Origin of the sequence: Micromonospora lutea (assembly GCF_016863535.1) — a bacterium.
Classification (GTDB): domain Bacteria; phylum Actinomycetota; class Actinomycetes; order Mycobacteriales; family Micromonosporaceae; genus Micromonospora; species Micromonospora lutea.
The window spans coordinates 59,138-73,360 of sequence record NZ_BOPB01000002.1 but is presented as its reverse complement, the minus strand read 5'-3'; the positions used below and the strand labels follow the sequence as shown (position 1 = coordinate 73,360).

The following is a 14,223-nucleotide window of genomic DNA, read 5'->3' as shown; positions in this document are numbered from 1 at the left end:
GTCAATGCCCTTCCGCGAGCATCGCTCGCAGCTGTCGGTCGATCTCCTCGGGAGTCATGTCGGTCACCAGGTCGTCGATCTCGTCGGCGACCCGGACCAGCGGTACCGCCTCCGGCGGGGCTTCCTCGGCACCGGCGATGAGTGCCGCGAGGTGGGCCACCGTCGGCGTCCCGTAGAAGTCCTTGAGGTCGAACGACACGCCGAGCCGGCTCCGCACCCGCGTGCCGATCTGCACGGCGGCGATGGAGTGGCCGCCCAGCGCGAAGAAGTCGTCGAGCACCCCCACCCGGTCGATGCCGAGCGTCTCCTCCCAGATCGCCGCGATGTCCGCCTCGATCGGTGTGCGCGGCTCGACCAGGGGCGTGTCGAGTGCCGGCCGAGGGTGGCGGCTGCCCACGTGCTCCGAGTGGTCGACCACCCCGAACAGCACCTCGGTGGCCCGGTCCGCCAATGTCACCATCTCTGCCACCGGACGCGGGGTGACGATCACGTGGCGGGGCAGGTCCCGGCAGGCGAGCACGGCGTCGAAGGCGGCCCGGGCGGTCGACAGGTCCAGGCCCCGGGAGAGCTCGTCCAGGACGTTCGGCTCACCTGGACCGTCCACGAGCGCACGGGCGGCTTCGACGCTGCCGGTGATCTGCTCCATGAGGGTGTCGACGTCATGCACCCGCTTGACCGAATAGTCGGTGATCTCGACGAGCACCTTCCCCTCGGCGTCGAGGATCTCCATGTCGCAGGAGAGGGTCTCGACGGAGTCCCGGTTCCGATCCGCTGCCCACGCGTGGCACCAGATCACCGGTGTCAGGGGGTGGTGCTGCCGGACAGCGCCGTAGCTCAGCGGCAGGTAGTTCGGGTCGTCGGCGTCGATCCGGAAGACGCCCACCGCCATGTCGAGAAGGGCGGGATGCAGGTGGTACGTCGTGACGTCGTCCCGGAACCGCTCGTCGAGGGCCATCCTGGCCAGCACGTGCCCCTCGCCGAGTTCCAGGGTGTCCAGGACCTCCCACCGGGGGCCGACCTGGAACCGGAGGGGACCGTCGGTCCACCGCTCCGCGCGGGCCCGTCCGAGGATCTCCTGACGCGACCTGAGGGTTTCCCGGACACGGCACTGTTCGCGTACCGCGGCAAGGTCACGCCGGCTGTCTCCGCTCGCGTCGACGATGCGCGCCCATCCGGTGGCATGGGTCTGCCAGACCCCACCGCTCGTGTCTCGGCTGCGGATGGTGAACTCGACGTTGCCCTCGCCCACGTCCCGCACGGTGGTGTGGATGGTCCGCTCGGCACCATCGGGCACGACGACCGGCTGGACGAACATGATGTCGCGTAGCTCGAGCGTTCCGCCTGCCGCGCGGTCGGCGAGGGCGGCTCGCACGATCTCGAGGTAGGCCGTTCCCGGGACGAGCCCATGGCCCATCAACCGGTGGTCGTCGATGACCCAGTCCTTGTCGGTACGCAGGATCGTCGTCAGGGTCTCCTCGTTCTCGGACACGACGGCCCGGGAGCCGATGAGGGGATGGTCCAGCTCCGGCGACTCGGACCGACCGGGCGCGCCGACGGGCAACGCCGCGGCCATCCCGACGCCCTCCCAGCGTCCCCATTGGACCGACACGACCGGGTGGTTGGCCAACCCCTGCGTGGCGAGGGCGTCGAGCGTCGCGTTCGCCGCGGCGTAGTCGCCCTGCCCGAAGCCGCCGGTGGTGACCGTGAGGGACGAGCACAGCATGAGGAAGTCCAGCTGGTGGTCGGCGAACGCGGACGCCACGGCACGGGCGCCGTCGAGCTTGGGTCGGACGACATCGTCGACGCTGTCGACGGTCGACCGGGCCACCACGGCACCGCCGCTGACCCCGGCGGCATGGATCACTCCGTCGGGCCGGCGACCCTGGCTGGCGAGATCGTCCACCAGGCGGGCCACCGCCGCCGGATCGGACACGTCACAGGCCAGCGTGACGACGTCCGCCATCGCCGCGACGGACGCCAACTGCTCCGCGAGCTCACCGGCGACTTCACCGCGCCGGCCGACCAGGACCAGCGTGGGCCTGGCTACTCGGGAGGCGATGTGCTGCGCCAACGCCAGGCCGACGCCACCCAGCCCTCCGGTGATCAGGTACGTCCCGCCGTCGCGGAGTGCCGAGTGTCCGGGGGTGGTGGCTGCCGCCGCGTACTCCCGGATCCAACAGTGTCGCCCGCGTACCGCGACGACGCCGGTGTGCGAGGTGAGCGCCGACACCACCGCCGGAATCCAGGGGTCGTCACCGGGGACGTCGACGATCAGCTGGCGAGAGCGCGGTCGCTCGTGCACCAGCCCGCCGACGAGGCCCTGGCTGATGGCGTCGGTGACGACTGTCCGCTCGTCGCCGAGCACGTCGAAGACCCCGCGGGTGAGCGCGGCGACCGTCAGCGGCGTCTCGGGGCCGAGAGCCTCCACTGCCAGGGACAGGTCGATCAGCCGTTGCGCGGCACGCTGTCGCTCCTCGGTCTCGTCAGTCGCCTCGCCGGGCACGACCACGACCATGAGTTCGGTCCCCCCGTCGGCGAGGGCGTCGGAGAGGTGGCGCGGCAGCGACGCTGCGTCCAGTGCCGCTGCCTCGAGACGGCGGACGGCGCGGCCGGCGGCGTCGAGGGCCTCGGCGAGCGCCCGGCCGAGCCCGGCGGAGTCGTCGAGCACCACCCACCGCTGTTCGGGGCGGGCCTGACCAGCAGGTTCGACTGCGGCTCGACGCCAGGTCGGAACGACGACCGGACCGACCGCGAGGGCGTCGGCCGATGCCGTCCCCCGGCTCTCGGGGTGGATCCAGTAGCGCTCGCGGGTCAGCGCGCGGGGCGGCAGTTGCCGGGCCCGACGCGGGGACGCCGGCGCCAGGCGGTGGTGGTCGAACTCGACACCGGCGGCCCACAACGCCCCCGCTGCGACCAGCATCGTCTCCCGGTCGTCGACCCGGTCGTTCGGGTGACGCAGCGAGGAGAGCACGACGTGATCCGGGGTCCGGTCGGGACGCAGCCGCACGAGATCGCCCAGGGTGCGGCCCGGTCCCACCTCCAGCAGCACCGTCCGGTCGTCGGTCAGCAGATCGGCGATCGCATCGGTGAAGAGCACCGGCTCCCGGACGTGCCGGCCCCAGTACCCGGGGTCCTGGGCCTGATCCGGGGTGATCAACGTTCCGCTGGTGTTCGAGTAGAACGGGATGCGCGGTGGGCGCAGCGCCGTCGTGGCCACGACGGCCGTCAGGGGTTCCACCGCCCCGTCCATCGCCGGGCTGTGGAATCCGTGCGAGGTGTGCAGCCTGCGGTGACCGACGCCGGCCGAGGTCAGGTGCTTCTCCAACCGCTCGATGGACGCCGCCGGCCCGGACACCGCCACCAGCTCCGGTGCGTTGACCGCCGCGACGACACAGTCCGGGGCCTCCTCGGCGAGCACCTTCGCCACGTCGGACGCGGCGAGCGTCACCGCGAGCATGGCCCCCGTCGGCATCGTCTGGACCAGCCGTCCCCGGGCCGCGACCAGGCGCACGGCGTCGCGCAGGTCCATGACTCCGGCCAGGCAGGCCGCGACGTACTCGCCGATGCTGTGCCCGACCATCGCCACCGGTTCGATGCCCGCCGACATCCAGGTACGGGCGAGCGCGTACTCGACGGCGAACAACGCCGGCTGCGTGAACTCGGTCCGGGCCAGACGCTCGTCGGCCTGCGGTGTGCGTTCGCCGAGGACCAAATCGGCCAGGTCGAGGCCGGCCTGCTCCTTGAAGGCCGCGAGGCACTCGTCGAAGGCGCGCGCGAAGGTCTCGTCGGCGGCGTGCAGCCCGGCGGCCATGCCGGGGTACTGGGCACCCTGCCCCGGGAACATGAAGACCATGCGGCGGCGCGAACGGGCCTTCACCACCTGACCGGTGGCCAGGTCGCCCAACCGTCGGACCGCCTCGTCCAGACCGGTGGCCACGACGGCCGCCCGCCAGTCGAGGTCGCGGCGACGCGACAGGGCGGCCGTGACCTCCGAAAGGTGGGGACGCCGTTCTTCCAGGTGCCGAGCGAGTCCGCGACCGGTCTCCACGACCGCCTGGGAACTGCTGGAGGATAGCTCGAAGAGCCGCGGCGTGCCGTCGTCGCTTCCGGACGGAGACACCGGGCCGTGCTCCGGCGCTTCCTCCAGGATGACGTGGACGTTGGTTCCGCCGATACCGAATGAGCTCACCCCGGCGAGCCGAGGCCGGCCGCCCCGGGGCCAGGGCCGTGCCTCGCCCAACACCTCGAACGGGCTGGCGTCGAGCGCGAGCCGGGGGTTCGGCGAGGTGAAGTGGGCCGTGGGCGCGAGGCACTCGTTGGCCAGCGTCAGCACGGTCTTGATGAAGCCGCAGACCCCGGCGGCGGCGTCCAGGTGACCGACGTTGCCCTTGACCGCCCCGAGCACGCAGGCCTTGCGTGACGTTTCGCCGAACACCTGACGCAGGGCCGCGACCTCGATCATGTCGCCCAGTTCGGTCGCGGTGCCGTGCGCCTCCAGGTACCCGACCTCCTCCGGCCGGACCCCGGCGACGGCGAGCGCCTCCCGGATCACCGAGGCCTGACCGTCGACGCTCGGCGCGGTGTAGCCGGCCTTGTGTCCGCCGTCGTTGTTGGCCGCCGTACCCCGGACCACGGCGAGGATCGTGTCGCCGTCCTCGATCGCGTCTTCGAGGCGCCGCAGGACCACGACGCCGACGCCGTTGCCGGGCACGGTTCCGTTGGCTTCGGCGTCGAACGGCCGGCACGTCCCGTCCGGACTGGCGATGCCGCCCTCCTGGTACGGGTAGCCCTGATCCAGCGGCGAACCGATGCTCACGCCCCCGGCCAGCGCCGCGTCGCATTCGCCGGCCAGCAGACTCTGGCAGGCCAGATGAATGGCGGTCAGGGACGTCGAGCACGCGGTCTGGACCGTGATGGCCGGCCCGGTGAGCCCGAGCTTGTAGGCGACGCGCGTGCACAGGAAGTCCTTGTCGCTGGCCTGCATCACCTGGTAGGGCCCCAACGAGGACATCGCCGTCGTATCCGGCAGCACGTTGTTCACGAGGTACGTGTTGAGCGATGAGCCGCCGAAGACACCGACTCGACCGTCGAAGGACGCGGGGACGATGCCGGCGTCGTCGAGGGCGGCGAACGAGCACTCCAGGAAGATCCGCTGCTGCGGGTCGAGGACCTCAGCCTCTCTCGGGCTGAAACCGAACAGTCCCGCGTCGAACAGATCCGCACCTTCCAGTACGCCCTTGACCGGGACATGACCCGGCTCGACGGCGGCGGCCGACTCGGGGTCAAACCTCGTCAGGCAGTCCCGGCCGGTGACGACACCGCGCCAGAAGTGGTCGACATCGCCGGCACCCGGAAACTGACCGGCCATGCCGACGACCGCAACGCGTGGGAGATCTGTGTCCTGGGGCATATTTCACGAACCTTCTCGTGTGCTGGAGGCGGCGGACCGTCGCGCCGCGGACGCGCGACGAGAGGCGTGGGACCCACGGCGCTTCGCGGCCCGGTCGGCCGCGCGATCCGCGACCGCGGCGGGTGCGTCGTCCCCGCCGGCCAGGAGGCGGGCGAGGGAGGCGACGGTCGGGTTCTGGAACAGGTCCACGAGGCTCACCTCGTGACCGATCTCGGTGGCCAGCCGATCGCGCAGCCTGGTGAGAAGCAGCGAATGACCGCCGAGGTCGAAGAAGCTGTCGTCCCGTCCCACCTGGTCGACACCGAGAAGGTCGGCCCAGAGCGTCGCGATCCGCTCCTCCAGATCGTCGGCCGGCGGCACGTAGTCGCGCGTCGGCTCCCGGGTCAGGGCCGGGGCGGGCAACGCTTTCCGGTCGGCCTTGCCGCTTCGGTTGAGCGGTATCGCATCCAGCCAGACGGTGTGCGCCGGGACCATGTAGTCGGGCAGGTGCGCGCGCAGATGGTCGCGTACCGACTCGGTGTCGGCGTCGGCGCCGCCGACGGCGACCAGGTACGCGATGAGACGCTCGTCCCCTGGCCGGACCTCGCGCATGACGATCACTGCCGCCGAGACGGCCGGATGCCGCAGGGCGACCGACTCGATCTCACCCAGTTCGATCCGCTGACCGCGGAGCTTGACCTGGTCGTCGAGCCGCCCCAGGTATTCGACGACACCGTCGGCGCGGCGACGGCCGAGGTCCCCGGTGCGGTAGAGCCGAGGGCCGCGAGCCGGGTCGACGGTGTTCTCGACGAAGCGTTCGGCGGTCAGTTCGGGACGTCCGAGATATCCGCGCGCCAGATTGTCGCCGCCGAGGCAGATCTCCCCGCGCGCCCCCAGCGGCACCAGCCGTCCCTGCTCGTCGAGCAGGTGCACCTGGGTGTTCGCGATCGGTCGTCCGATCGGCACGACCGGGGTACGCGGCTCCCTGCGGCAGTCCCACCAGGTGACGTCGATGGCCGCCTCGGTCGGACCGTACAGGTTGTGGAGGTCGGCATCGGACGAGTCGAGTACCCGGTCACGCAGGCTGGCGCTCAGGGCCTCTCCACTGCAGATGACCCGGCGGACCGTTGCGGGCAGCTCGCCCACCGAGTCGAGGAACGCCCGAAGCATCGACGGTACGAAGTGGAGCGTCGTCACGCCGGCCCGCTGCATTTCCGTGGCCAGATACTCCGGGTCACGATGCCCGTCCGGTGCCGCCACGACGATCGCGGCGCCCGTCATGAGCGGCCACAGGAACTCCCAGACCGACACGTCGAAGGTGTACGGGGTCTTCTGCATGACCCGGTCCGCGGTGCCGATGGGCATCGCCTGCTGCATCCACAACAGCCGGTTGCGCAACCCACGGTGAGTGTTGATCACGCCCTTGGGCTGGCCGGTCGATCCGGAGGTGTAGATGACGTAGGCCGCGTCGTCCGGGGCATGGGTCACCTCCGGCCGGGTCGTCGGCATGGCGGCGAGCCGGTCGTCGCAGGTGTCCAGGGTCCAGACCGGGACATCGAGGCCGGTGAGCCGGGACGCCTGCGCCGACTGCGTGAGCAGGACCACCGGCCGTGCCTCGTCCACGATCCCCGCGATGCGCAGCGGCGGATGATCGAGGTCGAGCGGGAGGTAGGCACCGCCCGCCTTGATGACGGCCAGCACCGCCACGACGAGATCGACGCTGCGGGGCAGGGCGAGTGCCACGATCCGGTCCCGGCCCGCCCCGGCGGCGACCAGCGCGTGGGCGAGGCGGTTGGCCCGCTCGTCGAGCTGCGCATAGGTGAGTTCCTCCGCGCCGAACACCACCGCCGGCTGGCCTGGCTGGTCGGCTGCGCGGTCGGCGAAGCACTCGTCCACCCACCGGAGACCCCCGGTCCACGGGGTGTCGACGGGGTTGAACTCCGCCACCAGCTGACGCCGCTCCTGCGCGTCGATGAGGTCGACCTCGCCGACGGGTCGGTCGATGTCGGCGACGATCTCCGCGCAGACGTGGCGGAAGTGGCGGACGAGGCGCTCCATGGTCGCCCGGTCGAAGAGGTCCCGGTCGTACTCGATCCATCCCGCGAGGTCGGCGTCGTGGTGGAACGCCTGGAGTTCGATGTCGAAGCGGGACCCCTCACTGGGCGTCTCCAGCCGCCGGAGCCGTCCCCCGAAGCCGTTGCCCGGCACGGGTTCGCGTCCGTAGGTGAAGCTCGCCTGGAAGACCGGGGGTCGGCTGAGGTCGCGCGGGATGTTGAGGTCCGCCACCACCAGGTCGAACGGCACGTCGTGGTACTCGTACGCACCCAGGCAGGCCCGGCGGACACTGGCGATGACGGTACGGACGCTGTCGTTGTGGCGGACCTCGGCGCGGATCGGCAGCGCGTTGATGAAGTACCCCAGCAGGTTGCCGAGTTCGGCCCGGTCGCGGCTCGACGCCGGTGAGCCGACGACGATGTCCTCCTGCCCGCTCCAACCCCGCAGGACGATCATGAAAGCCGTCAGCAGCACCATGTAAGGGGTGGCGCCCGTCTCCCGGGCCCGCGCGGCGATGCCCTCCATGAGCTGCGCACTCAGCGAGACCGGGACCTGCTCACCCCGCATCCCCTGCAACAGCGGACGGGGCCGGTCGACCGGCAGGTCGAGCGACGCGGGTGCGCCCTGGAGCTCCTGTCGCCAGTACCCGAGTTCCTTGGTCCACGCGCCACCGGCCCGCTGTTGCTGCTGCCAGACGGCGAAATCGCCGTACTGGATCCGCGGTGCGACGACGTCGGCGGGCTTGCCGTCGAGCAGGGCCAGGTAGGCGTCGGACAGGATCCCGAGCAGGATCCCGAACGCCTGCCGATCGAAGATCAGGTGGTGCGCGGCGGCGGCGAGCACGGATCGTTGCGGGCTGGTGTGGATGACCGCGAAGCGCAGCGGCGGCGCCACCTGGATGTCGAAGCCCGCCGCGGCCACGACCTGCCACGCCCGTTCGGCGACCGCACGGTCGTCGGCACCCGGCATGTCGATCTCGGGGATCGACACCTTCGCCGGCGCCGACACCACCTGGGCCGGACGACCGTCCTGAACGGCGAAAGTCGTCCGCGCCACCTCGTGGACCCGCGCCACCTCCTCGAAGGCCCGTTCCAGGATGCCGACGTCCAGCCGGTGTCCCATGACCTCCACCGCCGAGACGCCGATGTAGGCGGGGTTGCCCGGCTGCAACTGCTCCAGGAACCACATGCCCTCCTGCAGCACGGAGAGCGGGAAACTGACGCTCTGGTCCTGCTCGGCCATCATCTGGTCGAAGCGCGCCCGCTGCTCCGGCGTCAACTGGGCCAGGCGCTCGTCGAAGCTCTGCGTCATGCGCGTGTCCCGGTGCTGTCCTCGGTGCCCATTCGGCTGAGCAACTGCTCCGCCAGGAGCTGACGGCGGTCGATGACGGCGATCGGAGTCTGGGCCGGCTCGTCGCTGCGTGATTCCTCGATCCTGGCGAGGATGGTCGATGCCAAACCGCTGACCGTGGCGTCCCGGAGGAAATCGGTCATGGTGAGATCGACCGCCAGCGCGCCCTGGACGGCGTTGTGCAACTCGATCGCCATCAACGAATCAACTCCCTGCTCGGTGAGGGTGACGTCGGGGTCGATCCCCGTGCTGGAGAAGCCCATGGCCGCGGTGAGTGCCGCGGTGAGCTGCTGCACCAGCAGTTCCTTGGCCTCGCTGGGCGTCCGGCTGGCCAGGTCGTCACGAGTGACCGCGAAGACAGCCGATGCCGTCGCGCCGTCGCGGACGTCGGCGGGATCGTCGTCCGTACGGGGGGCGTCGACCCTCGGGGCGACGCCGTCCGCCAGCGCGCGTCGAGCAGCGGAGTCGATCCCGTGCCAGCACCTGACCGGCTCGAACGGGTAGGTCGGCGCGGTGATCGCGTGGTGGTCGATCCCGCGATAGAACGCCGACCAGTCGATGTCCACGCCGCGCACGTACAGCCGGGACAACGCGGTGCTGATCGCACCCAGGTCGTCCTGACGTCGGCGCAGGCTCGGCACCATCAGGACGTCGTCGGCGGCGGCGAAGTTGCCCAGGGCCATCCCGAGCAGTTCGGCGCCGGGCCCCACCTCGACGAAGGTGGAGATCCCCAGATCCGCCAGGTAGGAGACCCCGTCGGCGAAGCGCACCGGCGAACGGGTGTGGCGGCACCAGTACTCCGGGTCCGGTGCCTGATCCCACGGCATGGGTCGGCCGGTGACGTTGGAGACCAGCGGGATCGCCGGAGGCGCCATCTGCAGTTCCCGGCAGTGCTCGCGCAGCGACCCGAGGATCGGCTCGACCAGCGGGCTGTGACCGGACCGGTTCGCGGCGACCGGACGGACCTCGAATCCGGCCTCGCGCAGCAGCCGCGTGGCCTGCTCGATTCCCTCCGGATCCCCGGACAACGTCAGCTGCGTGGGGGCGTTGACCGCCGAGATCGCGATGTCGGCCGTCTTCGGATGCGAGCGCAGGATCGACGTCACCTCGTCCTCACCGGCGAAGACGCCGACCATCACGCCCGGTGCGTCGAGGGCGTCGAGCAGCCGTGAGCGTTCCAGGACGAGCCCGATGCCCTGCTCCAGTTCCAGCACACCGGCGAACGTCGCGGCGATGTACTCCCCGAGGGAGTGCCCGATCAACGCCGCCGGTTCGACACCCCAGGACCGCCAGGTCGTCGCCAGCGCGTACTCGATGGCGAACAGGCGTAGCGTCTGGTGCTCGGTGCGTGCGTCCGGGTCGTCCGCCGTCGCGGGCCGTTCGAGCGCTTCGAGGACGGACCAGCCGGCGAGTTTCCTCGCCACGACGTCCACCTCCGCGACCGCGGTGCGGAACGCCTCCACCTGCCGCAGCAGCCCGGCGGCGGCGCCGTCGTAGTAGGTGCCGGCACCGCTGAAGAGGAAGGCCACCTCCGGGTCCTTCGCCGCCTGTCCGACCAGCAGGCGGCTGGACGAGTCACCGCGTACGAACTCGGCCAGCGACCGGCGTACCTCCTGGACGTCCCGGCCGGACACGGCCAGGCGGTGCCGGAAGTGCGTGCGCCCGACGGTGGCCGCGGCGCACTGCGTGTCGAGCGGCAGGTCGTCGCGAAGCCAGACCTGGTGACGTCGGGCGGTCTTGGTCAACGCCCGCGGCGTCTTCGCCGACAGCACCAGCGTGGCGACCGCACGCGGCTCGCCGGGTTCCCGACGTACGCGCGGCGGCGCCTCCCGGACGATGACGTGGGCGTTGGTGCCGTTGAGGCCGAAGCTGTTCACCCCGGCGACCCGCCCGGCGGGCCGGTCCGGCCACTGCTCGACCTGCGTGACGACCCGCAGCGGACTGCCAGTGAAGTCGATACGCGGGTTCAGCTCGGAGAAGTTGCAGGTCGGCGGGATCAACGCCTTCTCGACCGCGAGGATGGCCTTGATCAGGCCGGCCATGCCGGCGGCGGTCTCCAGGTGCCCGAAGTTGGACTTGACCGATCCCAGGAGGAGATTCGGCCCGCTGTCGCCCGCGAACACCTCGGCAAGGGCCTGCGCCTCGATGGGATCGCCCAGCTTGGTACCGGTCCCGTGGGCTTCGATCAGACCGACGTCGGTGGGCGTCAACCCCGCGTCGTCGAGGGCACGGCGGATGAGGTCGCGGTGCGCGGCGCCGTTGGGGGCGGTGAGCCCCGCGCCCCTGCCGTCCTGGTTGACGGCCGAGCCCGCGATGACCGCCCGGATCGGGTCGCCGTCGCGTACGGCGTCCTCGAGCCGCTTGAGGATCAGGACGCCGCAGCCTTCACCCCGGACGAAGCCGTCGGCGTCCTTGTCGAACGCCTTGATCCGCCCATCGCCCACGAACGACTCGTTGAGCTGTGACAGGGCGATGCTCGCCTCGGGACCCAGCAGCAGGTTGACCGCACCGCAGACCATCATGTCCGCGTCGTGGGTCTGCAGTTCCCGGCAGGCCCGGTGGACCGCCACCAGCGCGGAGGAACACGCGGAGTCCAGGACCGTGGCGGGTCCGTGCAGGTCGAGCAGGTACGCCAGCCGGCCGACCGCCATGCTGGGCAACGTCCCCAGGGCCGAGTACGCGGAGATCCGGCCGAGGTCGCTGAAGACCTCGGCGGCGTACTCGATGCCGGTCATCGCCAGCACGATCCCGGTCCGGGAGCCGGCCAGGGTCGTCGGATCGACCGACGCGTCCTGGAACGCCTCCCACGCCGACTCCAGGAAGATCCGATGCTGCGGATCCATCATCTGGGCTTCGCGCTCCGCGATGGAGAAGAACTCGTGGTCGAAGACGTCGACACGGTCCAGGTACCCGCCCCAGCGGCTGCTGATCCGGCCGGGGACCTGGGATTCCGGCGAGTAGAACTCGTCGACGTCCCAACGGTCCGGTGGAACCTCGACGATGCCGTCGCCCGAGGCGCGGAGGAACTCCCAGAACTGCTCCGGGCCCCGCACGTTGCCGGGGAACCTGCAGCTCACACCGAGGACCGCGATGTCCGTACGCTGAGGCGCGCTCATTTCTGCCCGACGCTCTCGGTGGCGCGGTCCAGCTGGACACCCATCAGCTCCGCCACGTGGTCGCCCAGCGCCGCGATGGACGGGTAGCGCCAGCCGACAGTCGCCGACAGCTCCGTCCCGGTCGCCACCCGCAGGCGTTCCGCGAGTTCGGCGATCGTCTTCGAGGTCAGGCCGAGCTCCGCGAACGGCCGGGTCTCGTCGATCTCGGTGGCGGCGAGGCCGGCGATGTCCGCCACCTGCCCCACCAGGAACGCGGTCATGAGCTTGCGCCGTGGCCGACCTGGCTGCGTGCTGATCAGCCGGCGGTACAGCTCGTCGGCAGCACGGGCCGGATCAGCGACGGCGAGCACCGGGGGTGGCGTTCCGTTCGAAACCTGTGGCGGGACATCGGAGACGGGTGCGTGCAAGGCGTGTGCAGGGGCGTCGTGCATCCGCTTAACCTTTTCGTTAAGTGACATCAAAAAAGTGATTACTGGCCGGTTCCACAAATTTGGATACCGGATCCATGCGTTTTTCACGACCGCCGACCCATGTGTTTCTCACGAGCTACGCAGCCGCCGCGATACAGGTCAATACGGACAGACCATTGGACCACCCCCGTGTGTCCGATACTGCGCCAAGTGCTCCTGACCAGCACATTCATCAGAACGATAGCCGACGCAGGAGTCTCCCGTTAGGACAGGAGGAGCGTACAAGGTCAATGCGAGCGAATACAGGGTTGAAAGAGAACAGGATCCTGTTACCATGGGCCACCGCCAGATCAGTTCGGGTGTATACGCGCACACCAGACCGAGGGCCATGAAAGCGCTTCGGCCGTTGTGACATGCGCCGCTTTGTCGTTCTCGCAAAGCGGCCTTCACCGCGTGGTTCAGCGCGATTCGCGTCCACCGACGCACAAACCAATACCCACAAGGGCCGACCCTGCCTGCAATGCGCGCAGCCACTACGCCGCATTGCTCGAAACCACTCTTGAGCAGGCCGCTTCCACGCCACCCGACAAGGGACCTGGCCGCTCAATCCGCGCCACACCGTGAAAAACACATGTTCGCCGGATGTCCTGCGGGTAACGACGACGTTTCGTCATCAGCAGTGACATGAAGGCCAGGCCAGGCACCCTGCCCAGGCTACGGATCGACGGCTGCTCCTGACTGGCGGCAGCGCTCACGGGTGCGCCCTGAGCGCTGCCGCCAGTCGGGCACGGCACGGCTACCCACTACGCGGAAAAATCGGCGGTAATGCCATTTCGCGGGGATTCATCGGGACAGAGTTGCCGGTTCTTGCTCGCACACGGACACATCGCGGCGCCCCTACGCGTAAACGCGACGACGGCTTGCGGCACCGCTTTGGGCAGTTCCGTTCGATCGCCGGCAGTTTCACCCGAATGCCGGAGATCCCGGTACGTAATATCTGCAACACCGACAGCGAGGAAAGGCCGATTGCCGCAGCGCCGGTCGAGTCGGAATGCCGGCGACCACAAAGGGGCGAATCACTCGACGCAGCTTGTCAACTTCTTTGCGTGACTGTCGATGGTCGAGGTTTATCCAATTGCAATGACTCACCCACCGTCACCACATCGCCCCGGCCTGGTCTGTGGAGCGATCGTCGCGGTGGGCGAGGACTGGCTGCGGGTTCGCCTCTTGCCCATCCTGCGCGGCAAGTGATCGCCTCGCCGGTTGCCATCAATCTCCTCCATCACTCACCCATGTCCCGCGAACTCCCGCTGCTGCGCGTCGTGCTGGACGGCGCCGTCGTCGGCCTGGTCACCGGGCTCGTCGGAGCCGGCGGAGGCTTCCTGGTGGTCCCCGCACTCGCCCTGCTCGGCGGCCTGCCCATGCCCGTGGCTGTCGGCGCCTCGCTGGTGGTCATCGCGATGAAATCCATCGCCGGCCTGGCCGGCTACCTGCCCAGCGTCAGCATCGACTGGAGCCTCGCGGCCGCGGTGACCACCGCTGCCGTCGTCGGCAGCCTTGCCGGCGGCCGGCTCGCCGGGCGCGTCCCCGAGGCCGTACTCCGCACGGCGTTCGGCTGGTTCGTGGTCGTCATGGGCGCATTCGTTACCCGGGGGTGATTGGAAGGGACCCTTTTACTACCGAGGGTGGGTTGACAAGGCCCTTCCTTTCACCCGAGGGCTCAGGGGACGATGACGGCGCGGCCTTCCAGCGTGCCCTCGGTCATCTGCTGGTACGCGGTCATCGCGTCCGCCAGCGCGTACGTGCTCGCCTTCGGCCGGACCAGCCCGCGGGCACCCAGTTCGAGCACCTCGATCAACTCCGGCCGGCTGCCCCAGTAGGTGGTCTGGATGCTCAATCGCCG

At 70.0% G+C, this 14,223-nt stretch carries 5 protein-coding genes and 1 pseudogene; 1 reads left to right on the top strand and 5 read right to left on the bottom strand.

Annotation, left to right across the window (positions count from 1 at the left end):
* Position 1: 1 nt before the first annotated feature.
* The 4 genes from Vlu01_RS01850 to Vlu01_RS01835 are packed head-to-tail and all read right to left on the bottom strand — an operon-like array spanning position 2 to position 12,341.
* Positions 2 to 5,410, bottom strand: a complete 5,409-nt coding sequence (locus Vlu01_RS01850) for a type I polyketide synthase (protein WP_275409212.1) — start codon at positions 5,408 to 5,410, stop codon at positions 2 to 4.
* A gap of 3 nt (positions 5,411 to 5,413) precedes the next feature.
* The gene (locus Vlu01_RS01845; RefSeq protein ID WP_203991899.1) at positions 5,414 to 8,755 is read right to left on the bottom strand and encodes a non-ribosomal peptide synthetase; all 3,342 of its coding nucleotides are present in this window, start codon (positions 8,753 to 8,755) and stop codon (positions 5,414 to 5,416) included.
* Positions 8,752 to 11,910 carry a type I polyketide synthase gene (locus Vlu01_RS01840; RefSeq protein ID WP_203991897.1) on the bottom strand — a complete coding sequence of 1,053 codons (3,159 nt, stop codon included), beginning with the start codon at positions 11,908 to 11,910 and terminating at the stop codon, positions 8,752 to 8,754. Before Vlu01_RS01840 ends, Vlu01_RS01845 begins: the two co-directional genes overlap by 4 nt.
* Positions 11,907 to 12,341 carry an acyl carrier protein gene (locus tag Vlu01_RS01835; protein WP_203991894.1) on the bottom strand — a complete coding sequence of 145 codons (435 nt, stop codon included), beginning with the start codon at positions 12,339 to 12,341 and terminating at the stop codon, positions 11,907 to 11,909. Before Vlu01_RS01835 ends, Vlu01_RS01840 begins: the two co-directional genes overlap by 4 nt.
* 1,268 nt (positions 12,342 to 13,609) lie before the next feature.
* Here Vlu01_RS01835 and Vlu01_RS01830 point away from each other — a divergent pair.
* Positions 13,610 to 13,966 (top strand): annotated as a pseudogene (locus Vlu01_RS01830) (sulfite exporter TauE/SafE family protein); the annotation flags it as partial.
* Between the two features lie 74 nt (positions 13,967 to 14,040).
* Here the strand turns inward: Vlu01_RS01830 and Vlu01_RS01825 are convergent.
* Entirely contained in the window at positions 14,041 to 14,217 is a 177-nt protein-coding gene (locus Vlu01_RS01825; protein ID WP_203991891.1) for a hypothetical protein, read from the bottom strand.
* Positions 14,218 to 14,223: the final 6 nt, after the last annotated feature.

What these genes read in the sequence shown, in the direction of transcription:
- Vlu01_RS01850 (WP_275409212.1), bottom strand. Translation starts at nt 5,410, where the DNA reads ATGCCCCAGGACACAGATCTCCCACGCGTTGCGGTCGTCGGCATGGCC.
- Vlu01_RS01845 (WP_203991899.1), bottom strand. Translation starts at nt 8,755, where the DNA reads ATGACGCAGAGCTTCGACGAGCGCCTGGCCCAGTTGACGCCGGAGCAG.
- Vlu01_RS01840 (WP_203991897.1), bottom strand. Translation starts at nt 11,910, where the DNA reads ATGAGCGCGCCTCAGCGTACGGACATCGCGGTCCTCGGTGTGAGCTGC.
- Vlu01_RS01835 (WP_203991894.1), bottom strand. Translation starts at nt 12,341, where the DNA reads ATGCACGACGCCCCTGCACACGCCTTGCACGCACCCGTCTCCGATGTC.